The sequence below is a fragment of the Mesorhizobium sp. M0243 genome (assembly GCF_040321775.1).
In the GTDB taxonomy this organism is placed as follows: Bacteria; Pseudomonadota; Alphaproteobacteria; order Rhizobiales; family Rhizobiaceae; genus Mesorhizobium.
In genome coordinates this window covers 74,583-99,238 of record NZ_JAMYSF010000002.1, presented here as the reverse complement: position 1 = coordinate 99,238, position 24,656 = coordinate 74,583, and the positions used below count along the sequence as shown (strand labels likewise).

General features: G+C 62.4%; 25 protein-coding genes, 1 pseudogene and 1 riboswitch. Of the genes and pseudogenes, 16 read left to right on the top strand and 10 right to left on the bottom strand.

All coding sequences use genetic code 11. The features are described 5' to 3' along the window. Window positions 1-9: 9 nt before the first annotated feature. The 4 genes from NKJ11_RS02545 to NKJ11_RS02530 all read right to left on the bottom strand — a co-directional run bounded on the left by NKJ11_RS02545 (window position 10) and on the right by NKJ11_RS02530 (window position 3,518). Window positions 10-1,119: a glycoside hydrolase family 25 protein gene (locus NKJ11_RS02545; protein ID WP_352609468.1), complete on the bottom strand. Its 1,110-nt coding sequence runs from the start codon at window positions 1,117-1,119 to the stop codon at window positions 10-12. A gap of 131 nt (window positions 1,120-1,250) precedes the next feature. Further along, window positions 1,251-1,496 carry a hypothetical protein gene (locus NKJ11_RS02540; RefSeq protein WP_352609429.1) on the bottom strand — a complete coding sequence of 82 codons (246 nt, stop codon included), beginning with the start codon at window positions 1,494-1,496 and terminating at the stop codon, window positions 1,251-1,253. Between the two features lie 401 nt (window positions 1,497-1,897). Further along, window positions 1,898-3,034 (bottom strand): glycosyltransferase family 9 protein, encoded by a 1,137-nt coding sequence (locus NKJ11_RS02535; protein WP_352792658.1) that lies wholly within the window; start codon window positions 3,032-3,034, stop codon window positions 1,898-1,900. 316 nt (window positions 3,035-3,350) lie between these two features. Beyond that, complete coding sequence (locus tag NKJ11_RS02530; RefSeq protein WP_023808640.1) at window positions 3,351-3,518, bottom strand: hypothetical protein; 168 nt, start codon at window positions 3,516-3,518, stop codon at window positions 3,351-3,353. Between the two features lie 335 nt (window positions 3,519-3,853). On the opposite strand from NKJ11_RS02530, the gene NKJ11_RS02525 reads away from it, so the two are divergent. Together NKJ11_RS02525 and NKJ11_RS02520 are read left to right on the top strand one after the other, a co-directional pair. Continuing rightward, window positions 3,854-5,623, top strand: coding sequence for an acyl-CoA dehydrogenase family protein (locus NKJ11_RS02525; RefSeq protein ID WP_352609433.1), 1,770 nt, complete (start codon window positions 3,854-3,856; stop codon window positions 5,621-5,623). Window positions 5,624-5,643: 20 nt separating this feature from the next. Continuing rightward, window positions 5,644-6,396 (top strand): crotonase/enoyl-CoA hydratase family protein, encoded by a 753-nt coding sequence (locus NKJ11_RS02520; RefSeq protein ID WP_023808638.1) that lies wholly within the window; start codon window positions 5,644-5,646, stop codon window positions 6,394-6,396. Between the two features lie 3 nt (window positions 6,397-6,399). Here the strand turns inward: NKJ11_RS02520 and pdxH are convergent, their stop codons facing one another. Next, window positions 6,400-7,017 (bottom strand): pyridoxamine 5'-phosphate oxidase, encoded by a 618-nt coding sequence (pdxH, locus tag NKJ11_RS02515; protein WP_023808637.1) that lies wholly within the window; start codon window positions 7,015-7,017, stop codon window positions 6,400-6,402. Window positions 7,018-7,093: 76 nt separating this feature from the next. Between pdxH and NKJ11_RS02510 the strand changes: the two genes are divergently transcribed. The 4 genes from NKJ11_RS02510 (at window position 7,094) to NKJ11_RS02495 (ending at window position 10,144) form a co-directional block, all read left to right on the top strand. Continuing rightward, window positions 7,094-7,555 carry an RT0821/Lpp0805 family surface protein gene (locus NKJ11_RS02510; protein ID WP_023808636.1) on the top strand — a complete coding sequence of 154 codons (462 nt, stop codon included), beginning with the start codon at window positions 7,094-7,096 and terminating at the stop codon, window positions 7,553-7,555. A 100-nt stretch (window positions 7,556-7,655) separates the two neighbouring features. Further along, window positions 7,656-8,585: a DnaJ C-terminal domain-containing protein gene (locus NKJ11_RS02505; protein ID WP_352792657.1), complete on the top strand. Its 930-nt coding sequence runs from the start codon at window positions 7,656-7,658 to the stop codon at window positions 8,583-8,585. A 106-nt stretch (window positions 8,586-8,691) separates the two neighbouring features. Next, window positions 8,692-9,510, top strand: a complete 819-nt coding sequence (fabI, locus tag NKJ11_RS02500) for an enoyl-ACP reductase FabI (protein WP_023808634.1) — start codon at window positions 8,692-8,694, stop codon at window positions 9,508-9,510. Between the two features lie 46 nt (window positions 9,511-9,556). Continuing rightward, complete coding sequence (locus NKJ11_RS02495; RefSeq protein WP_352792656.1) at window positions 9,557-10,144, top strand: histidine phosphatase family protein; 588 nt, start codon at window positions 9,557-9,559, stop codon at window positions 10,142-10,144. A 66-nt stretch (window positions 10,145-10,210) separates the two neighbouring features. Here NKJ11_RS02495 and NKJ11_RS02490 read toward each other — a convergent pair whose 3' ends face one another. After that, window positions 10,211-10,471 (bottom strand): DUF1344 domain-containing protein, encoded by a 261-nt coding sequence (locus NKJ11_RS02490; RefSeq protein ID WP_352677116.1) that lies wholly within the window; start codon window positions 10,469-10,471, stop codon window positions 10,211-10,213. Window positions 10,472-10,654: 183 nt separating this feature from the next. On the opposite strand from NKJ11_RS02490, the gene aroC reads away from it, so the two are divergent. Together aroC and ribB are read left to right on the top strand one after the other, a co-directional pair. Further along, window positions 10,655-11,764, top strand: coding sequence for a chorismate synthase (gene aroC / locus NKJ11_RS02485; RefSeq protein ID WP_023808631.1), 1,110 nt, complete (start codon window positions 10,655-10,657; stop codon window positions 11,762-11,764). Between the two features lie 111 nt (window positions 11,765-11,875). Next, complete coding sequence (gene ribB, locus NKJ11_RS02480; RefSeq protein WP_352792655.1) at window positions 11,876-12,976, top strand: 3,4-dihydroxy-2-butanone-4-phosphate synthase; 1,101 nt, start codon at window positions 11,876-11,878, stop codon at window positions 12,974-12,976. Window positions 12,977-13,013: 37 nt separating this feature from the next. On the opposite strand, the gene NKJ11_RS02475 is transcribed toward ribB, so the two are convergent. Continuing rightward, complete coding sequence (locus NKJ11_RS02475; RefSeq protein WP_352792654.1) at window positions 13,014-14,237, bottom strand: MFS transporter; 1,224 nt, start codon at window positions 14,235-14,237, stop codon at window positions 13,014-13,016. Between the two features lie 121 nt (window positions 14,238-14,358). Between NKJ11_RS02475 and NKJ11_RS02470 the strand changes: the two genes are divergently transcribed. Both NKJ11_RS02470 and NKJ11_RS02465 read left to right on the top strand, forming a co-directional pair. Next, window positions 14,359-14,967, top strand: coding sequence for a TetR/AcrR family transcriptional regulator (locus NKJ11_RS02470; protein WP_352628635.1), 609 nt, complete (start codon window positions 14,359-14,361; stop codon window positions 14,965-14,967). A 284-nt stretch (window positions 14,968-15,251) separates the two neighbouring features. Further along, the gene (locus tag NKJ11_RS02465; RefSeq protein WP_352792652.1) at window positions 15,252-16,235 is read left to right on the top strand and encodes a hypothetical protein; all 984 of its coding nucleotides are present in this window, start codon (window positions 15,252-15,254) and stop codon (window positions 16,233-16,235) included. A gap of 122 nt (window positions 16,236-16,357) precedes the next feature. Here the strand turns inward: NKJ11_RS02465 and bluB are convergent. Beyond that, window positions 16,358-16,975 (bottom strand): annotated as a pseudogene (gene bluB / locus NKJ11_RS02460) (5,6-dimethylbenzimidazole synthase); the annotation flags it as partial. Window positions 16,976-17,086: 111 nt separating this feature from the next. Continuing rightward, window positions 17,087-17,266: riboswitch (cobalamin riboswitch) on the bottom strand. A gap of 121 nt (window positions 17,267-17,387) precedes the next feature. Between bluB and NKJ11_RS02455 the strand changes: the two are divergent. The 6 genes from NKJ11_RS02455 (at window position 17,388) to NKJ11_RS02430 (ending at window position 22,393) form a co-directional block, all read left to right on the top strand. Next, entirely contained in the window at window positions 17,388-18,314 is a 927-nt protein-coding gene (locus tag NKJ11_RS02455; RefSeq protein WP_127290880.1) for a histone deacetylase family protein, read from the top strand. A gap of 3 nt (window positions 18,315-18,317) precedes the next feature. After that, window positions 18,318-18,569: an exodeoxyribonuclease VII small subunit gene (locus tag NKJ11_RS02450; protein WP_127268720.1), complete on the top strand. Its 252-nt coding sequence runs from the start codon at window positions 18,318-18,320 to the stop codon at window positions 18,567-18,569. Between the two features lie 111 nt (window positions 18,570-18,680). Further along, complete coding sequence (locus tag NKJ11_RS02445; RefSeq protein WP_027035955.1) at window positions 18,681-18,947, top strand: DUF2277 domain-containing protein; 267 nt, start codon at window positions 18,681-18,683, stop codon at window positions 18,945-18,947. Between the two features lie 39 nt (window positions 18,948-18,986). Continuing rightward, window positions 18,987-19,907, top strand: a complete 921-nt coding sequence (locus NKJ11_RS02440) for a pirin family protein (protein WP_352792651.1) — start codon at window positions 18,987-18,989, stop codon at window positions 19,905-19,907. Between the two features lie 130 nt (window positions 19,908-20,037). After that, a complete protein-coding gene (gene dxs / locus NKJ11_RS02435; protein ID WP_352609438.1) occupies window positions 20,038-21,951 on the top strand; it encodes a 1-deoxy-D-xylulose-5-phosphate synthase in 1,914 nt (637 codons plus the stop codon). A 148-nt stretch (window positions 21,952-22,099) separates the two neighbouring features. After that, window positions 22,100-22,393, top strand: coding sequence for a hypothetical protein (locus NKJ11_RS02430; protein ID WP_352792650.1), 294 nt, complete (start codon window positions 22,100-22,102; stop codon window positions 22,391-22,393). Between the two features lie 89 nt (window positions 22,394-22,482). On the opposite strand, the gene NKJ11_RS02425 is transcribed toward NKJ11_RS02430, so the two are convergent. Beyond that, window positions 22,483-23,364: a GNAT family N-acetyltransferase gene (locus tag NKJ11_RS02425; protein ID WP_352792648.1), complete on the bottom strand. Its 882-nt coding sequence runs from the start codon at window positions 23,362-23,364 to the stop codon at window positions 22,483-22,485. A 266-nt stretch (window positions 23,365-23,630) separates the two neighbouring features. Further along, complete coding sequence (locus NKJ11_RS02420) at window positions 23,631-24,626, bottom strand: sterol desaturase family protein (protein WP_352792646.1); 996 nt, start codon at window positions 24,624-24,626, stop codon at window positions 23,631-23,633. Window positions 24,627-24,656: the final 30 nt, after the last annotated feature.

The following is a 24,656-nucleotide window of genomic DNA, read 5'->3' as shown; positions in this document are numbered from 1 at the left end:
CGCGTTGGCTCACCGCTGGCCGCGATCGAGTTCGGTGGAAGCGGTGCTGAGCGGATCGGACAAGGCAAAGGCAGCGTCGAGTTGTGCGGGCGAACGCCGCTCGGTCCGCTTCCAGGCGACATATTGGACAATGCCGAAACTCGGTCTCCGGGGCACCGTCTTCACGACTGGCATGCGGAAGCCGTCGCGGAAACGGGACCAGCGTGTGCCCAACGCTGCAACCATGTCCTCGAAAGTCGGCGGCGCGGCCACAGACGCAAAGGTGATGGTGACATTGCCGGCGAGGCCGGCCTCGCGTGAGACCGGAAGCGGTATCGAGGCGAGATAGTCCGGCGGCACGTCGATAAGCCCACCGAACGGCCATTGCGCGCGCAGCGTGGCGGCGTCTGTCGGCGCGACATTGACGTCTATGTCGTTAGGCGTGCCGGCAACCCTGTAAGGGCAGCGGAAACGGCCGCAATTGGCTTGCGCCGAAAACTGCCAAAGTGCGTAGCCTTGCCAGTTGCCCATCGGGAAATGCACGTCGATGTCGTTGGTGTAGCGCGCATACCAGAGCGGCAGCCGCGACAGGAGCCGGTATCGGTAGCTGTTGTCGGCAATGTACTGGGCGGTCTTGCCGTTGGTGTACAGCACCGGGAAACGGCCGATGCGGCGATGCACCTGGCGTACGAACTCCTCGGCGTCGTCAAGCGACATCCATTGCGAGGGATCATTGCCCTCGATGTCGAGAGCCATGAGATCGTCCGGCGCAGGCTCGGCGAAATCGAGGAAATTGTTGGCCTGCTCGACCGGATTGCCGGGGCGGGCAAGGTGATAGGCGCCCCATTTCAGGCCGAGTGCCTTGGCCACCACCCTGCGCGTCTGGAACAGTTCGCGCGTCACCGCATGACGTTTCCACAGCGCCTTGCAAAGCTTCACCTCGATGTCGTTGCCCAAGCAGAAATAGGCCGGCGGCATGCCGTCGGAGGCTTTGTTGATGAAGCCGACGACCCGCTTGTCGGTGGCGAGCTGGGCCCAGTCGATGGAATTGTATTCGTAGGCATCGACGACCAGAGCGCGGTCGGCGTTCTTCCACGGCTCGGAAAAATCCGAGGCCGTTGCCGCCGTCGAAAGCGCCATCGTCGCCGCAAGAGCGAGGAGCGCTGTGCGGCGAAGAAGGCGCACCGTCCTTTTCAAAACAGGGAATCCCCGTTGATCAAAGGCAAATCCTGAACCGTCATGGTTAAGGATTTGCTTTCGGGAGGCCGGCTTCAGAAAAGCTGGCGTCGCATCAGCGGCTCGAATCCAAACGGATCGGGCGCGGGCTCTTGCCGCAGCGTGCCTTCGGCGGCGCGTTTGCGGTGATGGGCCAGAGAGCATTGCGGGGAGCACCATATGCCGCGATCCGACCAGTAGGCGGCACCGTGGTCCAGTCTGCCCCCATGGTAGCAGAACCCCTCCGCTCGATAGGGCAGGCCGCATTCGATGCAGCGATAGGCGTCGGGTCTGGCAAGCATGGGCGGTTCCGGTTGCTGGTTCTGATCTCACGCCGGTCGATCCGGCATGGCTTGAACTTAATACGCGCCGCCCCGATTGCAAAATCCGCGTGACAAATTTGAGGCTTACAAAAAATGTGCGCGCCATGACCATCCTCCGGGAGCAGCTTGCCTCCGTATCGGGATGCGGCGTACATCTTCCTAGCGGCTCGCGAGGCGCGAAGCCAAGCACTGTCAGGACCGGCATCCTGCATCTGACGCCCGGCGACGTGACCGTTCATGGGTTCAGGTCGAGCTTGCACGAGTATCTTGGCGACGAGACGGACGTGAGCTACGAGACGGCCGAAGAAACGATCTCGCATCGCGTGGGTGATCGAACGGCATCGAGGGGCACGTCAGTTCGATGACGTCGCGGATCAATGCTAGGTAATTACGCGCATCGTAGTTTGGGTCGGTCGAGAGCCGCTTGTCTCAATGAAATCGAGTGTCGCTTCTGCGACTTCAGCAACCTGAAGCCGCTGAACACAATAGACCCCACCGGGGTTGTATTCTTTACAAACACCTGGAGCGATACATGGACAAGGCATGGGCGGCCGGAGCGTTTTGTTGGGGATACCAAACGGGCCCCATAGATCAGGAGACTGCAGACCGAACAATCCCACCGCCGGAGTTTCAACAGAGGCTGCAACGTGCATCGGGCCGCTGTCATTGCCAAGGAAAATTGCCGCTTCTGTCAACAACGCGACAAGGACTTCAAGCGAGGCCTTTCCGACGACAGTGGCCACCGGCGATGTTGCCGCTTCAATTATGCTTTGCGCAACGGGCCTTTCGTCAGGCCCACCGATGATCAGAGACCGCAGCCCGGTTTTGGCGTAGATCTCATCAATGACGGCGGCAAAATGTTGCGGCGGCCAACGACGCCCCTCGGACCTCGCGCCCGCATGCACAGCCACGTATGATTTCTTCGCCAAGGCGTTTTCGAAAAGAAGCCTGGCACACTCCTCTTGGGCAATCTTGGTGGGCTGCAGCCGAGGGGTTGGGTTTTGAATCGCTAACCCGAGGGCGCCCAATGGAGACAGGTATCTGTAGAGATAATGGGAGCCACCATGGCCGAACGGCGGCGCGAGGACGTTTGCCATCTGAATTTCCCAGAACTTAAACGGACGCTCGGGAGGATCGAAGCCAACCCGAAGTGGGGCGCCGGTCAAACGGTGCATGATCCGTGAGGTTTTTGTATCGGTAAGATCGATGCTGAGATCGAATTTTTGACGCCGCAGAGCAGAAATAAGGGCATAATAGTCGGTCAATCGCTTAAGCGGAGTCCTTCCTCTGCCCCCGGTTTCAAAGCCAACCGCCACGTCGGCAATCTGTTGCGCGACAATGAATTGCTTAAGGCCAGGCGCGCATATCATTGTTATCGAAGCGTCGGGATAGGCGAGGCGTAGATTGCGGACCAAAGCAGATGTCAGCGTGACATCACCCAGGAATTTTGTTTGGACAATGCATATCGAGCGAATTTCATTGCCAGATTTTGGGCTCATGATCGCGTTGCAGTCCATTTTGACTTTGTCACGATCTCACCTATCCGCCGAGATAACGGCGCCATGGAATAAGAGCCGTACTCCCTTTCGAATCATAGGAACCGATACAAGCCCTTGCCGCATCGGTCTTTGAGGTTTTGCGGTGCGCGAAGCAACATTGATCGAAACCAGCAATTGCTGTCGTAAATAGGGCTAGTCTTATAGGTTCTGGCGCTTTCAATGCATGTCGGTGCGAGCAGATCGAAGTTTTGTTGGATTGGATCACCCACAAGTAGTCCCCCCTGATCGCGAGCCATGTTCTCGCTGTGTTCATCGCATGGCTTGGACGTTCGGCTCATTGATAAAGGCAGTGATGCAGATCATGGCGCATCGCCTCCAAGTACGGCGCGGATGCTCCGCCATGGCCACCGATCTCGCGCCACGAAACGGCGGCACGGCCCGCCAACGGCGCCGTCGGATCGAGCCACACGCCCGACGTCAGGAAGCATTCGGGCATGGGCATCGCGAACGCCGAACAATAGCGCGATGGGCGCGTGTTTGTCCTTGGAGCGATCTCGTGTCGCGACTATCGACTCGATCCCATGTGCTGACGCTGTGTGACGTAGCGCGGGGAGATCAGGCAGGCGCCGATCATTCGCCCGGCTCGAGCTGACGCGCTGTGGGGAAAGTGTAGGGGCGAGCCATTAGCGAGGGCGGCGATGTTTTGGTAGTCCCGGCATCGCGGGCCTTAGTTGCCGTTTTTGAGGAAAGGTGGGAGACCGCTGATACGGCGGGTGGTTTTGCAGCGGCACCGGCTCTAGGGTTGGGCGGGCCGATGCATCAGGAGGAGTGAGCGGCATGTATAGGGCACCGGTCGAGGATATCGCCTTCACGCTCAAGCACGTGGCCGGCATGAAATCGGCGCTCGATGCCGGCACCTTCGGCGATCTCGGCGAGGATCTGGTCGATGCCGTTCTTGGCGAGGCCGGCCGCTTCGCCACTGAAGAGGTCGCACCGCTCTACACGATCGGCGATGGGCAAGGTGCGGTGCTGAAGGACGCTGCCGTCACCACACCGCCCGGCTGGAAGGAACTCTATCGCCGCTGGATCGATGGCGGCTGGAACGCGCTCTCCGGGCCTGAGGAATATGGCGGCCAAGCGCTGCCGACCATTCTCGGCGTGGCCGCGCTCGAAATGTGGAACTCCGCCGCCATGGCCTTCGGCATCGGCCCGACGCTGACCATGGGCGCGGTCGAGGCGCTCGACAAACACGCTTCCGAAGACCTCAAGGCCAAATATCTCGAAAAGCTCGTCTCCGGCGACTGGATGGGCACGATGAACCTGACCGAGCCGCAAGCCGGTTCGGACCTCGCCGCCTTGCGCGCCCGCGCCGAGCCGGCGGGTGACGGCAGCTACCGCATCTTCGGCCAAAAAATCTTCATCACCTATGGCGAGCACGATTTCACCGACAACATCATCCATCTGGTGCTGGCGCGGCTGCCCGACGCGCCGGCCGGCACGCGCGGCATATCGTTGTTCCTGGTGCCGAAATTCCTGGTCGGCGACGATGGCGCGCTTGGCGCGCGCAACGACGTCTTCTGTTCCGGACTTGAGCATAAACTCGGCATCCATGCCTCACCGACCTGCACCATGATCTATGGCGACGGCTTCGAAGGTGCCGAACCCGGCGCCGTCGGCTGGCTGATCGGCGAGGAGAACAAGGGGCTAGCCTGCATGTTCACCATGATGAACAATGCGCGGCTTTGTGTCGGCATGCAGGGGGTAGCGGTCGCGGAAGCCGCAACGCAGAAGGCGATCGCCTATGCCAATGAGCGCCGGCAGGGCAAGGCCGCGAGCTACACTGGCACGGGTATGGCGCCTATCGTCCATCACCCCGATGTCCAGCGTAACCTGCTGACCATGAAGGCGCTGACCCAAACCGCACGCGCCATCAGCTATTCCTGTGCCCACGCCATCGACATGGCCCGAGTCTCCGCCGGTGACGAGGCGGCACACTGGCGCGACCGTGCCAATCTGCTGACGCCGCTGGCAAAGGCGTTCTCGACCGATATCGGCGTCGAAGTTGCCTCACTCGGCCTCCAGGTTCATGGCGGCATGGGTTTCATCGAGGAGACGGGAGCGGCCGCCTTCTATCGTGACGCGCGCATCGCGCCGATCTACGAGGGCACCAACGGTATCCAGGCGATCGATCTGGTGATGCGCAAGCTGCCGCTCGGCGGTGGCGACCATGTGCATGGTTACATCGCCGAACTGGCTGGTATGGCCGCAGCGGTGCGGACCTCGAACATGCAGGGTTTCGGCCGCACCGCCGACGCTCTCGACGCGGCACTTGGCGATCTCAGCGAAGCGACCCGCTTCCTGCAAAAACTGACGGCCGATGGCCGGTCGGAAGAGGCGCTGGCAGGCGCCACGCCCTATCTCAGGCTGATCTCGCTTGCCGCCGGCGGCGCCTATCTGGCGCGCGGTGCTCTTGCCGATCACAACCGCATAGCGCTTTGCCGTTTCTTTGCCGAAAACCTGCTCGGCGAGGTCAGCGCCTTGAGGGCGCGCGTCATCGATGGCGCCGAAAGCCTCGCCGCTGCCGGCAAGACGCTCGTCTCCGCCTGACGTTTCACAAGGAAAACACCGTGACAGACCATATCCTCGTCGAGCGCCAGGGCGCCATCCAGATTATCCGCATGAACCGGCCGGACAAAAAGAATGCGCTGACGCGCGCCATGTATGCGAAAATGTCAAAAACCCTGGCCGAAGGCGACGCCGACCCGGCGATCCGCGCCCACGTCTTTCTCGGCGTGCCCGGCGCTTTCTCCTCCGGCAACGACCTTGCCGACTTCATGGTCGTCGCCACCGGCGGCGACGGCGGCACCGAAGTCTGGGATTTCCTGATGGCCCTGGCCAAGGTCGAAAAACCCATGGTCTCCGGCGTCGATGGCATCGCGGTCGGCATCGGCACCACGCTCAATTTGCATTGCGACCTGACCTTCGCCACGCCACGCACCGTGTTCAGGACGCCTTTCGTCGACCTTGGCCTGGTGCCTGAGGCGGGATCGAGCCTGCTGGCACCGCGCATCCTCGGGCAGCAGGGTGCCTTCGCGCTGCTCGGCCTCGGCGAAGGCTTTTCGGCTGAACGGGCGAAGGCCGCCGGCCTGATCTACGAGGTGGTCGAGGAAGCAGCGCTGGAGGCCTCGGTGCTGGCGGCGGCCGGGCAGATCGCGGCCAAGCCGCCGCAGGCGCTGAAGATCGCGCGCGACCTGATGCGTGGCTCGCGAGACGACCTCGTCGCCCGCATCGGCGAGGAAAGCGAGCATTTTCGCGAGCGGCTGAAGTCCGATGAGGCCCGCGCCGCGCTCACCGCGTTCATGACGAGAAAGAAGGCCTGAGCCTCAGGGATAAAGCCGTGTCTTGTCCCAGCCGTCCTTCGCACTGCGCGTAAAAACGAGCCGGTCGTGCAGCCGGAACGGCCTGTCGTGCCAGAACTCAATGGTGCTGGGCACGATTCGGAAGCCGGACCAGTGCTTTGGCCGCGGGATCTCGCCGACCGGGTAGCGTGCCGTGTATTCTGCCACCGCCTTTTCCAGCGCAAAGCGGCTTTCCAGCGGTCGCGACTGTTTCGAGGCCCAGGCGCCGATGCGGCTGCCGCGCGGCCGCGTCGCGTAGTAGGCGTCGGCTTCGGCGTCGCTGACGATCTCCACCGGTCCGCGAATGCGCACCTGGCGGCGCAGCGACTTCCAATGGAAACACATCGCCGCCTTCATGCTGCCAAGAATCTCCTGGCCCTTGGCGCTCTCGAAATTCGTGTAGAAGACAAACCCGCCTTCATCGAACCCCTTGAGCAACACCATACGCACATCCGGCATGCCGTCGGCATCGACGGTCGCCAGAGCCACGCCGTTGGGGTCGTTCGGCTCGCTTTTCGTTGCGTCGTCCAGCCATGCGGCAAAGAGGCGAAACGGCTCGGCAGCCTCGGTAAAGTCACCGCTTGTTAACTCAGTGTCACTCATAGTTTTTCTCAAATTGTCACGAAGCCAAGATCTTACAAAGCCAAGATTCTTAACGAAGCAAGGGGGAGGTTGCCGATTGTCGCGTATCGCGCAAGCTTTTGACAGCAGGCAATGGAGCGTTATCGCTTCGGCCAGCGCGAAAGCCGCGATCGTGGCGGTCGCCTTGCCGCTTGCCGCGTGTGGCGCCGGCGGCTTCAGCCTGGAAAAAGCCGAAGTCGACCGCTCGATCCTGACCAGCAGCACGTCGGCCTCGGCTGCGCCGGCCAATTTGGATCGCGACTCCGACCAGACGACGATCGGCAATGCAGTCTCCTCGGCCGACATTGAGCAGCTCGGCGGGCAGGCCGTCCCATGGGCCAATGCCGATACCGGCTCGCGCGGTTCCATCACCGATCTGGCGGAATTGAAGGACAACGGCCAGACCTGCCGCCGCTTCAAGGCCTCGCGCGAAAGCTTTGACGGCGTTGCCATGTTCGAAGGCGAACTGTGCCTGGCCAGCGCCGGTGGCTGGCGCATGCAGGACTTCAAGGCACTCTGATTTTCCGCGTCTGATATGCTGCTCCAGCACTGGAATTTCTTCCTATGCGAGCGCATATAGGAGGCAACCAGAGACTCAACTCTACTCCAGGGCAGTAAGCATGCGCGACCCCTATGAGGTGCTGGGCGTTGCCAGGAACGCATCGGCCAAGGACATAAAGTCGGCGTATCGGAAACTCGCCAAGAAGCATCATCCGGACCAGAATCCGAATGATCCCAAGGCGAAGGACCGTTTTGCCGCGGCCAACCAGGCCTACGAGATCGTCGGCGACGAAAAGAATCGCGCCGCTTTCGATCGCGGCGAGATCGACGCCGACGGAAAGCCGCGATTCCAGGGCTTTGAAGGCGCTGCCGGTGGCGGCGATTCCTTTGGCGGCTTTCGCCGGCAACAGGGTCCGGGCGGTTCGCGGTTCGAATTCCGCTCCGGCCGACCGGGTGGCGATCCGTTCGACGGCAACAGCGACATCTTCAGCCAGATTTTTGGCGACACTTTTTCGGGCGCGCGCGGTCCCGGCACGGGCGATCGCCGCCAGCAGGCGACAGCAGCCGATCTGAACGTCACGCTCGACGTCACCATCGAGGAAGCGGCGACCGCCGAAAAGGTGACGGCGATGTTCCCCGACGGCCGCAAAGTGGCGGTCAAGCTGCCGGCCTATGTCGAGGATGGCCAGACCATCCGCCTCAAGGGCCAAGGCGAGCAGGGGCCGGGCCAGCCAGGCGACGCGCTGGTCAAGATCCATCTGCGCCGACATCCACGCTACCGCATCGAGGGCCGCGACCTGCACGCCGATCTGCCGGTGGCCCTGGCGGATGCGGTGCTCGGCGCCAAGGTGCCGGTCGAGACGCCGACCGGCAGGCTCGCGGTCAACATTCCAGCCTGGTCGAGCTCCGACAAGGTCCTGCGGCTGAAGGGCAGAGGCCTGCCGGAAAAGGCCGGCGGCCACGGCGATCTCTACGCTCACGTGCGCATCATGCTGCCGGAAGGCGGTGATAGCGCGTTCGAAGCGCTGTTGCGCAGCCAAAAAGGCTGATCGGCGGCTTTTGTCCCCTGAACTGTCCGTTTTGAGCGCTTGAAGGGGCTCTGTGCCTGTGCGATAGGGCAACCCACAAAGCTGAAATCTTGCGGAGAGCGCTCACATGGCGGGTGGACAGGGCCTAATGGCCGGCAAGCGCGGCCTCATTCTTGGCGTCGCCAACAATAGGTCGATCGCCTATGGCATCGCCAAGTCGTGCGTCGACCATGGCGCCGAGATCGCGCTGACCTATCAGGGCGAGGCGTTCAAGAAGCGCGTCGAGCCACTGGCGGCGGAACTGGGTGCCTTTGTCGCCGGCCATTGCGACGTCACCGATCCGGCGAGCCTGGACGAGGTTTTCGCCAATGTCGCCAAACATTGGGGCAAGCTTGATTTCCTCGTCCACGCCATTGCCTTCTCCGACAAGGATGAGCTGACCGGCCGTTATGTCGAGACGACGCGCGACAATTTCCTGCGCACCATGGACATTTCGGTCTATTCCTTCACCACCATTGCCAAGCGCGCCGAGGCGCTGATGACCAATGGCGGCTCGCTGTTGACCTTGACCTACTACGGTGCCGAAAAGGTCATGCCGCACTACAACGTCATGGGTGTCGCCAAGGCGGCGCTCGAGGCCAGCGTGCGCTATTTGGCGGTCGACCTCGGCGCCAAGAAGATCCGCGTCAACGCCATTTCGGCCGGCCCGATCAAGACGCTTGCCGCTTCCGGCATCGGCGATTTCCGCTACATCCTGAAGTGGAACGAGTACAATTCGCCCCTGAAGCAGACGGTGACACAGGAGGAAGTCGGCGATTCCGGCGTCTATTTCCTGTCCGACCTGTCGCGCGGCGTCACCGGTGAAGTGCACCACGTCGATTCGGGCTACCACGTCGTCGGCATGAAGGCCGTCGACGCGCCTGATATTTCGACGGTCAAGGACTAACACCCCGCCAACCGTCGTCCGTCCCGATCCCGCACCGGAAGACCTGATGTACCCGCTGGTTTACATCGCGCGCCACGGCCAGACCGCGTGGAACGCCGAAATGCGGCTTCAGGGGCAGGCCGACACCGATCTCAACGCTCTTGGCCGCGAGCAGGCGACCGGAAACGGGCTTCGGCTAGCCGCGTTGGTCCCAAATCCCTGGGAATTCGATTTCCTCGCCAGTCCGATGAAACGGACGCGCGAAACGATGCAGCGTATTCGCGCCGCGATGGAGCTCGATCCGGGTGCCTATCGAACCGATCCGCGCCTCGTCGAAGTCAATTTCGGCGACTGGCAGGGATTTACCTTTCCCGAGCTCGAGACACGGTATCCCGGAGCGAGCATGACGCGGGCTCTGGACAAGTGGAACTTTCAGCCGCCCGGCGAAGGCGCCGAGAGCTATCAGATGCTGCTCGAACGGGTGAGGCCATGCTTCGACGAGATCGAACGCCAGACGATATGCGTGACCCATGGCGGCGTCATGCGCACCTTGTTTCGCTTCGTTCTGGGGCTGGCCGAGGACGAGGCAGCGAACCTGGAAATACCGCAGGATCGCCTGCTCAAGCTCGAAGGCAAGAGTCTGGAGTGGCTTTAGGCCAGTTCGCACACGGCTCGGCGAAAGCTGAACCGCAAACACTGCATTCAATTGAGGTTGGAAGCTCTAGTTGGCAGAGCTGTCCGGCAGTTCCATGTCGGTGATGACGTTTTCGCCATTGGTCACATCGTAGGCAATGACGATGTCCATGCCCGGCTTCAGCGCGTCGAGATCGGTCTCTGCATTCAGCTTGTAGGACTTGCCGTCATCCAGAGTCAGCGTCAGCGCGTCCTTGTCGACCTTCTTGATCAGGCCTTCTGTCTGGCCGGCGAAAGCGGCGGTGGAAAGCAGCAGCGTGGCGGCAATGGCGCCAATCAGGGTACGCATAATCGTTCCTCTTTATCATTGCACCGGCATGGCGGCGGCGGATACTCAACGGCGGATCGAAGAAAGCAGAAACCAGCCGAATGTGTCAAAACTTAAACGGCTGGGATGACAGTTTGACCACTACGAAAAACGCCAATAGAAGGCAGGCTTCAGCCGGCTCCGCTGCCGGGCAGGGCACTTTCCATGTCTCACAACACGTTCGGCCACCTTTTCCGCGTCACCACCTGGGGGGAAAGCCATGGCGCCGCCCTCGGCTGCGTGGTCGACGGCTGTCCGCCTGGCATCCGCTTTACGCGCGACGATATCCAGGTCGAACTCGACAAGCGCCGGCCGGGGCAATCACGTTTCGTGACGCAGCGTCGCGAACCAGATGAAGTGAAGGTGCTGTCTGGCTTCATCTTCGACGAGGACGGCGAGACGATGATCACCACCGGCACGCCGGTGTCGATGCTGATCGAGAATGTCGACCAGCGTTCAAAGGATTATGGCGAGATCGCCCGCCAATACCGGCCGGGCCATGCCGACTACACCTATGACGTGAAATACGGGGTGCGCGATTATCGTGGCGGCGGCCGCTCCTCGGCCCGCGAGACGGCAGCCAGGGTGGCGGCCGGTGCCTTGGCGCGCAAGGTGGTTCCGGGCGTGGTGGTGCGCGGCGCACTGGTGTCGATGGGCGAAAAATCCATCGATCGCGCCAACTGGAACTGGAATTTCATCGGCGATGCCGAAAATCCGTTCTTCACCCCAGATCCGGCCTCCGTTCCGGTCTTCACCAGATATCTCGACGGCATCCGCAAGGCGGGCTCCTCGGTCGGGGCGGTGATCGAAATCGTCGCCGACGGCGTTCCGCCTGGCCTCGGCGCGCCGATCTATGCCAAGCTTGATCAGGACATCGCCTCCGGCTTGATGTCGATCAACGCGGTCAAGGGCGTCGAGATCGGCAACGGCTTCGAGGCCGCCCGCATCACCGGTGAACAGAATGCCGACGAGATGCGCATCGGCAATGACGGCAAGCCGGTGTTCCTGTCCAACAATGCCGGCGGCATCCTTGGCGGCATCTCGACCGGCCAGGCGATCGTCGCCCGTTTCGCCGTCAAGCCGACCTCGTCGATCCTGACGCCGCGAAAGTCGATCGACAAGGACGGCAAGGACGTCGAGATCATGACCAAGGGCCGCCACGATCCATGCGTCGGCATCCGCGCCGTGCCGATCGGCGAAGCAATGGTTGCCTGTGCGATCGCCGACCACTATCTGCGGCATCGGGGACAGACGGGGAGGGGAATAGGGGAATAGGGGAATAGGGCAATATGTTGCGCTCTTAGTCCGGCCGGCCAAATCTTTTTGCTTTTCCCTACTCCCGTACTGCCCTACTCCCTTATTCCCCTGCGAGCGAAGCGAGTACCCATGCCTTACGACCAGAAAAAAATCGTCGAAGCCCTGCGTGCTTTCGAACGCGGCGAGATCGTCGTCGTCATGGATGATGACGGGCGCGAGAACGAGGGCGACCTGATCGTCGCCGCCGTCCACTGCACGCCCGAAAAAATGGCGTTCATCGTTCGCCACACGTCCGGCATCGTCTGCACGCCGATGCCGCGCGAAGAAGCCAAGCGGCTTAACCTTGCGCCGATGGTCGCCGACAACGATTCCGCCCACACCACGGCTTTCACCGTCAGCGTCGATTTCAAGCATGGCACCACCACGGGCATCTCGGCCGAAGATCGCACTTTGACCGTTCGCAATCTTGCCAACGGCAATGTCGGCGGCTCGGATTTCGTCCGGCCCGGCCACATCTTCCCTTTGATTGCGCGCGAAGGCGGCGTGCTGATGCGCTCCGGTCATACCGAAGCAGCGGTCGATCTGTGCAAGCTCGCCGGCCTGCCGCCGGTCGGCGTCATTTCCGAGCTGGTCAATGATGACGGCACCGTCAAGCGCGGCCCGCAGGTGCAGGCCTTCGCCCAGGAGCATGGGCTGAAGCAGGTTTCGGTCGCCGACCTCATTGCCTACCGGCAGCGCAAGGAAACTCTGGTCGAACGCGTCGCGTGCTCGGAAATCGACACGCTCGGCGGCAAGGCACAGGTCTTCACCTACACGCTGCCGTGGGACTCCATGCATCACGTCGCGATAGTCTTCGGCGACATCCGCGACGGCGAGGAGGTCCCGGTGCGTCTGCATTCCGAGGATGTGGTGACCGATGTCTTCGGCACCAGCCACCGGCTCGACGCCATCATGAAGGCGATGGGTGAGCGCAGGCGCGGCGTCATCGTCTATCTCAGAGAAGGCTCCGTCGGCGTTGCGCATCAGGAACGCAAACGGCCGGCCAGCGGCGACCGCGAGGATCACGAAGAGGCTCGCCGCCGCGAAAACGAGTGGCGCGAGATCGGGCTCGGCGCGCAGATCCTCAAGGATCTCGGCATCTCCTCGATCAACCTGATCGCCTCGCGCGAACGCCACTATGTCGGCCTCGAAGGTTTTGGCATCCGCATCGCCAAGACCGAGATCCTCTAGGCAGCTAGCGCCCGGTTCGAAGCCGGGCGCTAGCTGATTATTCCGCGGCAATCGCGGCCGCTTCACATCCGTCCATCTCGCACTCAGTCGTGGCAAGGCTGCGTTGGCCAAGCAGCACCGTGGCCAGCGCGATCGTGCCTGAAGCCACCGACACCCAGAACCCGCTCTGTGCACCGAACGCATCCACCACCGCGCCGGCCGCGAACGAGCCTAGCGCCATGCCGATGCCGATGCCGGTCATGACCCAGGTGATGCCTTCGGTCAGCATCGCTTCCGGCACATGCCGCTCGATCAGGCCGAAGGCCGTGATGAAGGTCGGCGAGATCGCCACACCGCTGATGAACACGGTCAGCGCCAGCAGCGGCACGGTGTCGGCGGCGAGCGGCAACAGCGTGCCGAGCGCGACGAGGGCGACTGCGATGGCGAGCTGGCGTTGCAGCGGCGCCTTCAGGCTGAGCGCGCCGACGATGATGCCGAGCACGAACGATCCCAGCGCATAAACGCCGATGACAAGGCTGGCGGCGCCGGGTTGGCCAAGCTCCTTGGTGATCGCCACGGTGGTCACTTCCGTCGTCGCGAAGGTTGCGCCGACGAAGATCAGGGCAAGCGTGATGATCTGAACCGGCCGCAGGCGGATCGCCGAGCCGCTTGAGTTATGGTCGACCGGCCGCACCTGGGGCTCGGTCGAGCGTTGCAGGATGAAGGCCGCTGATCCGAATGCGAGAAATAATGTGCTCACCAGAACGCCGGCTTCCGGGAATAGGGCGGCACTCAGGCCGACCGATAACGATGCCCCGGCGATATAGACCAGTTCATCGGCCACGGACTCGAAGGCGAATGCGGTGTTCATCTGCGGTCGTCCTCGGAAAATCTCTGTCCAGCGCGCCCGCACCATCGCAGGTATGCTTGGCATGGCGGCGGCCAGGAGTGCCGACACGAACAGCGTCCACACCGGCCAGTCCTGGTTGGCCGCCGCTATGAGGACGGCGAAAGCCAGCACCGCGATGATAGTGGTGGGCACGACGATTCGTGTCTGGCCCAGGCGGTCCACCAGTCTCGATATTTGCGGCGCGACGAAGGCGTTGGCCAGCGCGTATGTCGCCGAGACGGCTCCAGCCAGCCAGTATTCGCCGCGCGCCTGCGACAGCATCGCCACGATGCCGATGGGCGCCATGGCGATCGGCAGGCGCGCTAGGAAGCCGGCGGCCGCAAAGCCCTTGGCGCCGGGGGCACGAAAGATTTCCGCATAGGGATTTTGCATCGGTTGGTTCCTCGACAAAGGACGATTGGACAATTACATACGGAGCGTATGATTATTAGATAGAGCATACGCCGCGTATGTCAATTAGCATACGAAGCGTATGTGAATAGGTCCAGGACACATGCACAAACCCCGCAAGGAGATGATCGCCGAGACGCGCGCAAAGCTTATTGCGGCGGCCCGTCATGCCTTCGGCACAACAGGCTATGCGGAAGCCTCGATGGATGATTTCACCGCTTCGGCCGGGCTGACGCGCGGTGCGCTCTATCATCATTTCGGCGACAAGAAGGGGCTGTTGCAGGCGGTCATAGCCCAGATTGACGGCGAGATGGCGGCGCGCATCAATGAGGTCGCGTCGAGAGCACCGACCCGCTGGCAACATTTCGTCGACGAGTGCTCGACCTATATCGAGATGGCGCTGGAGCCGGAAATCCAGCGCATCATGTTCCGCGATGGCCCGGCCGTGCTGGGGGATCCAGCGCAATGGCCGAATGCCAGTGCGTGCATCGCTTCAATGACCGACCATCTGACCGCGCTGCAGGAGGAGGGGGTCGTTGTCTCCAGCCTCGACCCCGAGACCGCCTCGCGACTGATCATCGGAGCGAGCAGCCAGGCAGCGCAACGGATCGCCAATTCGAACGACCCCGAAACGACGTCGAAGAAGGTGGTGACGGCGTTCAAGCAACTGCTTGAAGGCCTGCTGAAGAAGCCGGATCCGCAGTCGAATTGAAGTTCTCACCGGAGCTTTCGTGCCGGCAGCTGTTCACGATAGGAATTTTTTCTTGACACCATGCCCTCAGCTAAGGTATATATTCGTCCATGGTGCTGATTTGCGCCAGTGACCGGCCGCACAGGCGGGTTTTTCGTTTGATGCCCCGTCAGCCAACGCGCTGGCGGGCTCCGAACCAACCCGTTACCCCGAATTCGTCGCCCTTTGGCGTCAGGGCCGCAATTGACAATCGCCGGGTTGAGTCCATCCTCTTCCACCATCTCTGAGGCGGAGATTCGGGACACATGTGGGATTTCGAGATCGGCCGGTCGGTGTCCATCATGATGCGGACCTGGCCGTTCATCGTCTTTCGCATGATCGTCTATTTCGGCATCACGCTGGCCTATATTATGGCAACCGGCACCGGCGCCTCCGTCGGCTATGGCGTTGGCCATATCTCCACCGATCCCGACGGGCCGCTGTCGTTTGCCCTGTGGGGCGGCGTGGTCGGTTTCGGCGTCGTCTCGATCGCCGTCTACTGGATCCGCGAATACATCCTCTATGTCGTCAAGGCCGGCCACATCGCCGTCATGGTTCATCTGATCGACGGCCGCGACATTCCCGGCGGTCAGGACCAGATCGCCTACGCCAGGGATGTCGTCACCCAGCGTTTTGCCGAAGCCAACATCCTTTTCGTCGTCGACCGACTCGTCAAGGGTGCCATCCATGCCATCACCGGCCTGCTCGGCGGTATCGCCGCCTTCCTGCCGATACCAGGCCTGAGCGGCCTGGTCTCCTTCATCAACACGGTGATCCGCCTGTCGCTGACCTATGTCGACGAGATCATCCTCGGCTACAACATCCGCATCAATTCAGCCCCGCCCTTCGAGACGGCGCGCCAAGGCGTAGTGCTCTATACTCAGAACGGCAAGGTCATGGTCAAGAACGCCGTCTGGCTGGCGGTCATCATGTGGGGCATGTCGTTCATCATCTTTCTGATGATGCTGGCACCTGCCGGTGCGATTCTGTTCCTGATGCCTGGCCAGCTCGCCGGCTGGGCTTTTGTGCTCGCCATCGTCTTCGCCTGGGCATTCAAGGCGGCGTTCATCGAGCCTTTCGCCATCGCCTGCCTGATGCAGGTCTATTTCAAGACCATCGCGGGCCAGGTGCCCGATCCGGCCTGGGACGCCCGGCTGGCCGAGGCATCGTCGAAGTTCAGGGAGCTCAAGGACAAGGCGCTGGCCTCCTTCGGCGGTTCGCGCTGGGCTACGGCCGGCGCCACACCCTGATCGGCTGGGCGGATGGTGTCTGGTGAGGCAGGAACGGTGTTGAGGCGCGCCACGGTGGATTTGAGCTGTGTCTCGCCTTGCCCGGAAAAGGTCTCGCTCATGATCAGCTCCGGCAGCGGCAGCCGCCGTCCCCAGCCATGCGTTTCAAGGTCCGGTTTGGGAGCGAACTCGGAAACACGGCCGACGCAGAGATAGGCGACCGGCGTTACGTGATCCGGAATGGCCAACAGCCGCTTCAGCGCCTCAGCCTCGATGATGCTCACCCAGCCGACGCCAACGCCCTCGGCACGCGCGGCCAGCCAGAAATTCTGCACCGCGCAGACGGTGCTGTAGAGATCCATCTCCGGATTGTGCCAGCGTCCCAGCGGCGAACCCTTCGAGCGCTGCCGGTCGCAGGTGATGCAGATGTTGAGCGCGCTCTCGCAGATGCCTTCCAGCTTGAGCTTGCGGTACAGCGCCTGTTTTTCCGCCTCGATCGCCGGCAGTTCCTGTTCTCGCGCGGCCAGGAACAGGTCGCGCACCTCCGCCCGTCGTTTGACATCGCGAATGACAATGAAATTCCATGGCTGCATGAAGCCGACCGATGGCGCGTGATGGGCGGCAAGCAGCAGCCGTGCCAGCACGTCGTCATCGATCGCGGTGGGCAGGAAATGGCTGCGCACGTCACGCCGCGTGAACATGGCGCGGTAGACCGCATCGCGCGCATTCTGGTCAAATCCATCGTCAATGGCAGCGGTCATGTGTTCCGGCATCGCTTGTCCCCTTGCGATTGCAGATTCAAAACTGACAGAGCGTACTTTGTGCGTCCAAGTAGACGCACGTCGCTCTGATGCCATCCGCCTGACCACGCGGATGACAATGCCTGCCAGGCCGGTCTTCTGGCTCGGGATCAACCCGCGTCCGGTGCCTTCCCGTCATCGACAGTGGCATTTACCGGCGCGGTCCCCCTCACAGCGTTGGGCACGCCACGGAATTCAACCGTGTTCCCGATTCTCCCGCTTGCGGCGGGCACCAGGCAGTACCAGGGACCTTACGCCGAAGCGCCCGCGGGGCCAATGCCTGCGGCGACGCGAATGGACGCAGTCGCGATTTTCCCCAGTCATCGGCCGCCCGTGCATGGCCTTTGTCGATCCGGGTCACTAGATTAGGACGATGACCACCCGTCTCTACACCCATCCGATCTTCCTCGAGCATCTCACGCCGCCCGGACATCCCGAGCGGCCCGACCGCTTACGCGCCATCGAGCGCGTGCTCGACGACGAAGCCTTTGCCGGGCTCGATCGTATTCAGGCGCCGGAAGGCGACGAGGCCACCATCCTCTACGCGCATCCCGCCGATTTCGTCGCCCGCGTGCGCGCCGCCATCCCCGACGAGGGGATTGCCCGCATCGATGCCGACACCACTGCCAGCCCGAAGAGCTGGCAAGCGGCGATCACCGCGATCGGCGCCGCCAACGCCGCCGTCGATGATGTCTTTTCGGGCCGCGCCGACAACGTCTTCGTCGCCGCCCGGCCGCCCGGCCATCATGCCGAAAAGACCACGGCGATGGGCTTTTGCCTGTTCAACACGGCGGCGATCGCGGCGCGTTATGCGCAGAAGAAACACGGTGTCGAGCGCGTTGCCGTCGTCGACTGGGACGTGCATCACGGCAATGGCACGCAGGATATTTTCTGGGACGATCCGTCGGTGCTCTATTGCTCGACACACCAGATGCCGCTTTATCCCGGCACCGGAGCGAAGACCGAAACGGGCGCCGGCAACATCGTCAACGCACCGCTGGCGCCGCAGACCGGCAGCGAAGTGTTTCGCGATGCCTTCCTGTCGCGCGTCCTGCCCGCGCTCGACAATTTCGCGCCCGACCTGATCATCATTTCGGCGGGGTTCGACGCGCACCACCGCGATCCGCTGGCCGAGATCAATCTGACCGAGGATGATTTCGACTGGGCGACCGGCCAGCTGATGCAGCGCGCGGCACGCCACAGCGGCAACCGGCTCGTCAGCCTGCTCGAGGGCGGCTACGATCTGCAGGGATTGGCATTTTCGGTCGCCGCCCATGTCGGGCGACTGATGAAAGGATGAATGATGGCCGATGAGACCAACGAAGACGTCAAGGCGATGAGCTTCGAGCAGGCACTCGATGCGCTGGAGAAGATCGTCGATGATCTGGAGCGTGGCGACGTGCCGCTCGACCAGTCGATCAAGATCTATGAGCGTGGTGAGGCGCTGAAGGCGCATTGCGACCGGCTGCTGAAGGCCGCCGAGGACAAGGTCGAGAAGATCAGGCTGTCGCGCGACGGCAAGCCGGTTGGAACGGAGCCACTCGACGCGGATTGAGGCTCGGTCCGAACGATGGCCTCGCCTCACCGGTTTTTGGACATGATCATGATCGAGGATATAACTCGTTCCGATTGAAACAGCTCAAGGACAAGAGGAGATACGGAAGCGATGTGCAGAAACATCAAGACCCTGTTCAATTTTGATCCGCCGGCAACCAATGATGAGGTGCGCGACGCGGCTCTTCAGTTCGTCCGCAAGCTGAGCGGAACCACGCGACCCTCGAAGCAGAACCAGCACGCCTTCGACCATGCCGTCGAAGCCATCGCCGCCTCGGCGCGCGAACTGCTCGATTCCCTGGAAACCCACCAGCATCCGCGTAATCGCGAAGAGGTGGCGGCCAAGCTGCGGGCAAAGGCGGCGATCCGCTTTGCCTGATGCGGCCAGGCGGCCTTCGACCACCGACAAGGAGAGTCCATGAGCTTCTTCCCCGGGAAAGACCCTGAGGCAGGCGATGCCTTCGCCAGCGATCAGATCGAATTGATGGTCATACCCAACGCTAAGGATATCGGCGGTTTTCAGGTGCGCCGTGCCCTGCCGACGGCAAAAAGGCGGCTGGTGGGGCCGTTCATCTTCTTCGACCGCATGGGTCCCGCGATCCTGCGCGCCGGTCAGGCACTGGATGTCCGTCCGCATCCGCATATCGGCCTGTCGACGGTCACCTATCTGTTCGACGGCAAGATCCGGCACCGCGATTCACTCGGCACCGAAATGGTCATTCAGCCCGGCGACGTGAATTTGATGACCGCCGGCCGCGGCATCGTCCATTCGGAGCGTACGCCGGAGGAACTGCGTGGCGCGCCGATGTCGGTATCCGGCCTGCAGACATGGCTGGCTCTGCCGGACGACAAGGAAGAGGTGGCTCCGGTTTTCGAGAATACCGCAGCGCTTCGGCTTCCCGAGATCGAAGCCGAAGGCGTCAACGGGCGCCTCATCATCGGCGATTTCCAGGGACTGCGGTCCCCGGTCAGGGCCGACTCGGAGACGCTCTACGCCGACCTGCGCCTGGCGCCCGGCGCCAGCGTGAAAATCCCTCCCGATGCGGAAGAACGCGCCATCTATACGCTGGAAGGCGAGGTCTCAATTTCGGGTGATGTATTCCCAGCCGAACGGCTGCTGGTGTTCCGTCCCGGTGACGAGATCGTCGTGTCGTCGCAGACCGGGGCGCATTTCATGCTGTTCGGCGGCGCCTCTCTTGGTTCGAAGCGTTACATCTGGTGGAATTTCGTCTCGTCGTCCAAGGAGCGCATCGAACAGGCGAAAGAGGAATGGAAGACGGGCCGCTTCGACATCGTTCCCGGAGACGAGGAAGAGTTTATTCCGCTGCCGGAAAGCTGATGCCCTGTCACCCAAAAGTGGCAGAACGAAATGCATAGACAAAAGACTAGGGCCTGATCCGCGTCACTGACACACATTTACTTTCGCCGGCCGGCGGCCTATTCGCCCATCAACCGAAAGCCCGAGCACCGTGAACGCAACGCCGCATACGCCGCTTCTCGACAAGGTCCGCATCCCGGCCGACCTGCGCACGCTTGCCGAAAGTGAACTGCCGCAATTGGCGTCCGAGCTTCGCGCCGAGCTGGTCGACGCCGTGTCCCGCACGGGTGGTCATCTGGGCGCCGGGCTTGGCGTGGTCGAGCTGACAGTGGCGCTGCACTATGTCTTCAACACCCCCGATGACAGGCTGATCTGGGATGTCGGCCACCAGGCCTATCCGCACAAGATCCTGACCGGCCGCCGCGACCGTATCCGCACGCTGCGCCAGGAAAGCGGTCTGTCCGGCTTCACCCGCCGCGCCGAGAGCGAGTACGATCCCTTTGGCGCCGCCCACTCCTCGACGTCGATATCGGCCGGCCTCGGCATGGCCGCCGCCCGCGATCTCTCCGGCGGCCGCAACAACGTCATTGCCGTCATCGGCGACGGCGCCATGTCTGCCGGCATGGCCTACGAGGCGATGAACAATGCCGGCGCGCTCGATGCACGGCTGATCGTCATTCTCAACGACAACGACATGTCGATCGCGCCGCCGACCGGCGCGATGAGCGCTTATCTGGCGCGGCTGGCCTCCGGCAAGGCCTATATCGGCCTGCGCGATTTCGGCAAGAAACTGACGTCCTATCTCGGCAAGCGCGCGGATCGTGCGATCACAAGGGCGGTCGAGCATGCACGCGGCTACGTCACCGGCGGCACGCTGTTCGAGGAACTCGGCTTCTATCACATCGGCCCGATAGACGGCCACAATCTGGAGCATCTGATCCCGGTCCTGAAAAACGTCCGCGACAATGGCGAAGGCCCGGTGCTCATCCATGTCGTCACCCAGAAGGGCAAGGGCTATGCGCCGGCCGAAGCCGCTGCCGACAAATATCACGGCGTCAACAAGTTCGACGTCATCACCGGCGCGCAGGCCAAGGCGCCAGCCAACGCACCGGCCTACACCAAGGTGTTCGCCGAAAGCCTGGTCCAGGAGGGCCGCGAGGACGACCGTATCGTCGCCGTCACCGCAGCCATGCCGAGCGGTACCGGCCTCGATTTGTTCGGTGAAGCGTTCCCGTCGCGCACCTTCGATGTCGGCATCGCCGAACAGCATGCGGTGACCTTCGCGGCGGGCCTTGCCACCGAAGGCTACAAGCCGTTCGCGGCCATCTATTCCACCTTCCTGCAGCGCGCCTACGACCAGGTCGTCCACGACGTCGCCATCCAGAAATTGCCGGTGCGCTTTCCCATCGACCGGGCCGGCTTCGTCGGCGCCGATGGCGCCACCCATTGCGGCGCCTTCGACACCACCTTCCTGGCGACACTGCCGGGTTTCGTCGTCATGGCCGCCGCCGACGAGGCGGAGCTGCGCCACATGGTGCGCACCGCGGCAAGCTATGATGACGGCCCGATCGCCTTCCGCTATCCGCGCGGCAACGGCGTCGGCGTCGACATGCCGGAGCGCGGCTCGGTTCTCGAAATCGGCAAGGGCCGCGTCGTCAAGGAGGGCACCAAGGTAGCACTGCTGTCCTTCGGCACGCGGCTGCAGGATTGCCTGATCGCCGCCGAGGAGCTAGGGGCTGCCGGGCTGTCCACCACGGTCGCCGACGCCCGTTTCGCCAAGCCGCTCGACCAGGATCTGATCCGGCGGCTGGCCCGCTCGCATGAGGTGCTGGTGACGGTGGAGGAGGGCGCCGTCGGCGGGTTCGCCAGCCACGTGCTGCAGTTCCTTGCCCATGAGGGCCTGCTGGAAAGCGGCCTGAAGGTGCGTCCGCTGGTGCTGCCCGACGCGTTCACCGACCACGCCAAGCCGGAAAAGATGTATGCCGATGCCGGGCTCGATGCCGCCGGCATCGTGCGCACCGTGTTCGTGGCACTCGGGCACACAGTCCACGCCCAGCGCGCCTGAATCAAAGTCTCAATGACTTGAATCGGTTTGCCGGCCAACGATCTTAACGCGTTGTTTACGCTGACGTTTGGCGCTTTGCTTACCGTGTCTGTTGGCCGTTTTTCAATGGCGCCCTGCTAGATCGTGATCAGGCAGGGAGACAACAACAATGAAAACGCTTCTGTGCGGTGCAGCGCTTTGCGCCGTCATCGTCGCGCCGGCCACAGCCGAAACGCGCTATGATCGCAGCCTCGAAAAGGCGGCGATGGGCATCGTCGCTGGCAAGATGGGCGACATCCGCGGCGGCTTTTCATTCAAGCAGGTGCCGCAATTGGTGGTTCTGCCGGCCCCTGTTCCCGCGCCTGCGGTTGCCATCGAGCCTGCACGCGAGCAAGCTTCGGGAGGGCGTGAGGATGGGTTGTCTCCAGCCGTCGAGCGTCCGGTTCCGCAAAGCGTATTCTGAGCTGGAGAGCAGCAAGCCTTGATCGGGATTGCCCGATCGTTTCATCGTGCTTGCCGCTGTGCGGGTGATCTAAGAAGGCGCTGGCAATGCTACTCCGCCGCCACCAACTCCGCTTGTTGCGCCGGTTTCTCGGGGCGCCAGGATTGCGCCGCGTGGCGGGCGCGGTCTGCCAGGGCGGCTAGGCGTCCGCGCAGGTTTCGTCCACCCACCACTGACGACAAGGTCACCGAATGCGTCGCAAAGCGGCGCTTGAAATCCTCGCCGCCGCAGAGAAAATCGATCGTGGCCAAGCCCCGGTCAAACGACCACTGGATGTAATCCATCATCAAGACCATGCCCGGCGAGGCCCGTTCGAAGGCCGGATCATAGGTGGTGACGAAAGCCATCATCGTTCCATGCTGCTCGAAATTGATCGAGATGGCGATGATCTCGTCTTCGCGTTCGAGCACGAAGATGCGCAGCAATCCAAGCTTGGCAAGAACGGATATGAGTGCCGCCAGCGCGGGGGAACCTTCGTCGAAGAGGTCCGAAACGCGGCCGTGTTTTGCAAGCCATACCCGCTTCAGTGCCGCGACGCGCTCCAGCACCGGCTCGCGGGCTTCGTGCGCATCCATCAGGCGGAAACGCAGCGCGCCGCCTTCCTCCATGAATTTGTAGCCACGGCGATAGTTTTGCCGGGTTTTCTTCGACTGGCTTTCAAACCATTGTGCGCCGCGTTGCCCGGCGCCGGAAACTCGATAGCTGACCTCGCTGCGGTGGCTTGGCTGCAAGATATTGTCTTGGCCTGGGGCGGCGGGACCGAGCAGGGTCCGAAATCGGGCATCGGGCAACAGACGATTGAGGTAGGCAAGATCGAAGCCGCCATCGTCGAGGATATGTTGCCAGAGTTGCGGCAGGATCTGTGGCTCGGCATCGGGAGCAAGCAGGACATCGCCATAGTCGCAGTGATCCTTCGCCGCCCATTCCAGCATACGGATGCCCGAGCGCCAGAAGGTCGCGAGCGCAATGACGGCCTCGAGGCGCTCGCCGCTCCAGACCATGCCGATCCTGAGACCGCGGCGGTCCTGATGCGGTGTGGTGTGCCACCAGGCCGAGATCCAGTCGGGATGCTGGAAAACGAGGCCGCCGGCGCGTTGCCAGAGCGCTGCCCAGGCGGGTGCGATTTCTGCCAGCCGCGCTGGCGAGGTTGCAATTTCGATCCGGTGCGTTCGCGGCATCCGGAACACGGCGGGTCCGTTCATGGCTTGCCCCCTTGCGGCGATTGCTGTGGCTCGGGCTTGTCGGTGCGGAAATGTCTGGCGATCTGCCGCCACATCCGCTTCAGCGGCAGAACATAGAGGCCTGCGAGCGACTGGTAGTCGCGCACGTTGCGTTCGATCAAACCGAACTTGAAGTCCTCGTCGGGTCTGGGAACGCATAGCGTTCCGAAGAGCCGATCCCAAAACGAGAAGAGCAGCCCGAAGTTCTTGTCGTAGTGGCGCGGGTCGGTGCTGTGGTGCAATTGATGCCAGTGCGGACACAGGATCAGATTGTTCAATGGTCCAAACGAGATCTTGAAATGCGTGTGCCTGACGAAATCCATCATCAGGATGTTGCGTATGATGTAGACGTTGACGCCGAAGACCGTCAGCTCGACGAGGTTCAGCGACACCAGCGACCAGATGCCGAAGCAGATGCCGGGAATGACGCCGTCCCAGGCCCGGTTCATCAATTCGTCGAGCGGGTGGACGCGATCCTTGGTGATGCCGACCATCACCTCGGCCGAATGGTGCACCTTGTGCAGTTCCCAGAGCACCGGGTAGCGGTGCTGGGCGACGTGATAGAGATAATACGAGATGTCGTAGGCAAGCAGCATGGTGATGGTGAAGATCGTCACCGTCACCGGCCCTGCCGGTCCTTCGATCAGGGGCGGCTGGATTGCCAGCAGCGTGGAGAGCAACCAGTTCGTCGCATAGCCGACGGCGCTGACGAAGACGACGCCGGCGGGCAGCATGAGGAATGGCATCAGCGCCTTCCGCGTCACCCAGAACAAAAGGTCGGCTTTCGCCGAAGGGTGCGTGATGACCTCATGCGGGACCGCGAACTCGAAGAACTCTTTCCAGCTCTTTTTCTCGACCGTGCGCCAGTAGGCGACCAGGGCGCTGACCAAAGCAGTCAGCAACAGAAGTCCGGTCGCCAGCAGGCCGGCGCCGGAAATCCGGTCAAGAGCCTTGTAGACGATATCGCTGGCCATTTCCAAGGTTGCCGCCTCTCCATCCGGGTT

Excerpts from the sequence above, each read along its gene's own strand:
- NKJ11_RS02545 (WP_352609468.1), bottom strand. The coding sequence starts at position 1,119 with ATGGCGCTTTCGACGGCGGCAACGGCCTCGGATTTTTCCGAGCCGTGG.
- NKJ11_RS02540 (WP_352609429.1), bottom strand. The coding sequence starts at position 1,496 with ATGCTTGCCAGACCCGACGCCTATCGCTGCATCGAATGCGGCCTGCCC.
- NKJ11_RS02535 (WP_352792658.1), bottom strand. The coding sequence starts at position 3,034 with ATGGACTGCAACGCGATCATGAGCCCAAAATCTGGCAATGAAATTCGC.
- NKJ11_RS02530 (WP_023808640.1), bottom strand. The coding sequence starts at position 3,518 with ATGCCCATGCCCGAATGCTTCCTGACGTCGGGCGTGTGGCTCGATCCG.
- NKJ11_RS02525 (WP_352609433.1), top strand. The coding sequence starts at position 3,854 with ATGTATAGGGCACCGGTCGAGGATATCGCCTTCACGCTCAAGCACGTG.
- pdxH (WP_023808637.1), bottom strand. The coding sequence starts at position 7,017 with ATGAGTGACACTGAGTTAACAAGCGGTGACTTTACCGAGGCTGCCGAG.
- NKJ11_RS02505 (WP_352792657.1), top strand. The coding sequence starts at position 7,656 with ATGCGCGACCCCTATGAGGTGCTGGGCGTTGCCAGGAACGCATCGGCC.
- fabI (WP_023808634.1), top strand. The coding sequence starts at position 8,692 with ATGGCGGGTGGACAGGGCCTAATGGCCGGCAAGCGCGGCCTCATTCTT.
- NKJ11_RS02495 (WP_352792656.1), top strand. The coding sequence starts at position 9,557 with ATGTACCCGCTGGTTTACATCGCGCGCCACGGCCAGACCGCGTGGAAC.
- NKJ11_RS02490 (WP_352677116.1), bottom strand. The coding sequence starts at position 10,471 with ATGCGTACCCTGATTGGCGCCATTGCCGCCACGCTGCTGCTTTCCACC.
- aroC (WP_023808631.1), top strand. The coding sequence starts at position 10,655 with ATGTCTCACAACACGTTCGGCCACCTTTTCCGCGTCACCACCTGGGGG.
- ribB (WP_352792655.1), top strand. The coding sequence starts at position 11,876 with ATGCCTTACGACCAGAAAAAAATCGTCGAAGCCCTGCGTGCTTTCGAA.
- NKJ11_RS02475 (WP_352792654.1), bottom strand. The coding sequence starts at position 14,237 with ATGCAAAATCCCTATGCGGAAATCTTTCGTGCCCCCGGCGCCAAGGGC.
- NKJ11_RS02470 (WP_352628635.1), top strand. The coding sequence starts at position 14,359 with ATGCACAAACCCCGCAAGGAGATGATCGCCGAGACGCGCGCAAAGCTT.
- NKJ11_RS02465 (WP_352792652.1), top strand. The coding sequence starts at position 15,252 with ATGTGGGATTTCGAGATCGGCCGGTCGGTGTCCATCATGATGCGGACC.
- NKJ11_RS02455 (WP_127290880.1), top strand. The coding sequence starts at position 17,388 with ATGACCACCCGTCTCTACACCCATCCGATCTTCCTCGAGCATCTCACG.
- NKJ11_RS02450 (WP_127268720.1), top strand. The coding sequence starts at position 18,318 with ATGGCCGATGAGACCAACGAAGACGTCAAGGCGATGAGCTTCGAGCAG.
- NKJ11_RS02445 (WP_027035955.1), top strand. The coding sequence starts at position 18,681 with ATGTGCAGAAACATCAAGACCCTGTTCAATTTTGATCCGCCGGCAACC.
- NKJ11_RS02440 (WP_352792651.1), top strand. The coding sequence starts at position 18,987 with ATGAGCTTCTTCCCCGGGAAAGACCCTGAGGCAGGCGATGCCTTCGCC.
- NKJ11_RS02430 (WP_352792650.1), top strand. The coding sequence starts at position 22,100 with ATGAAAACGCTTCTGTGCGGTGCAGCGCTTTGCGCCGTCATCGTCGCG.
- NKJ11_RS02425 (WP_352792648.1), bottom strand. The coding sequence starts at position 23,364 with ATGCTGGAATGGGCGGCGAAGGATCACTGCGACTATGGCGATGTCCTG.
- NKJ11_RS02420 (WP_352792646.1), bottom strand. The coding sequence starts at position 24,626 with ATGGCCAGCGATATCGTCTACAAGGCTCTTGACCGGATTTCCGGCGCC.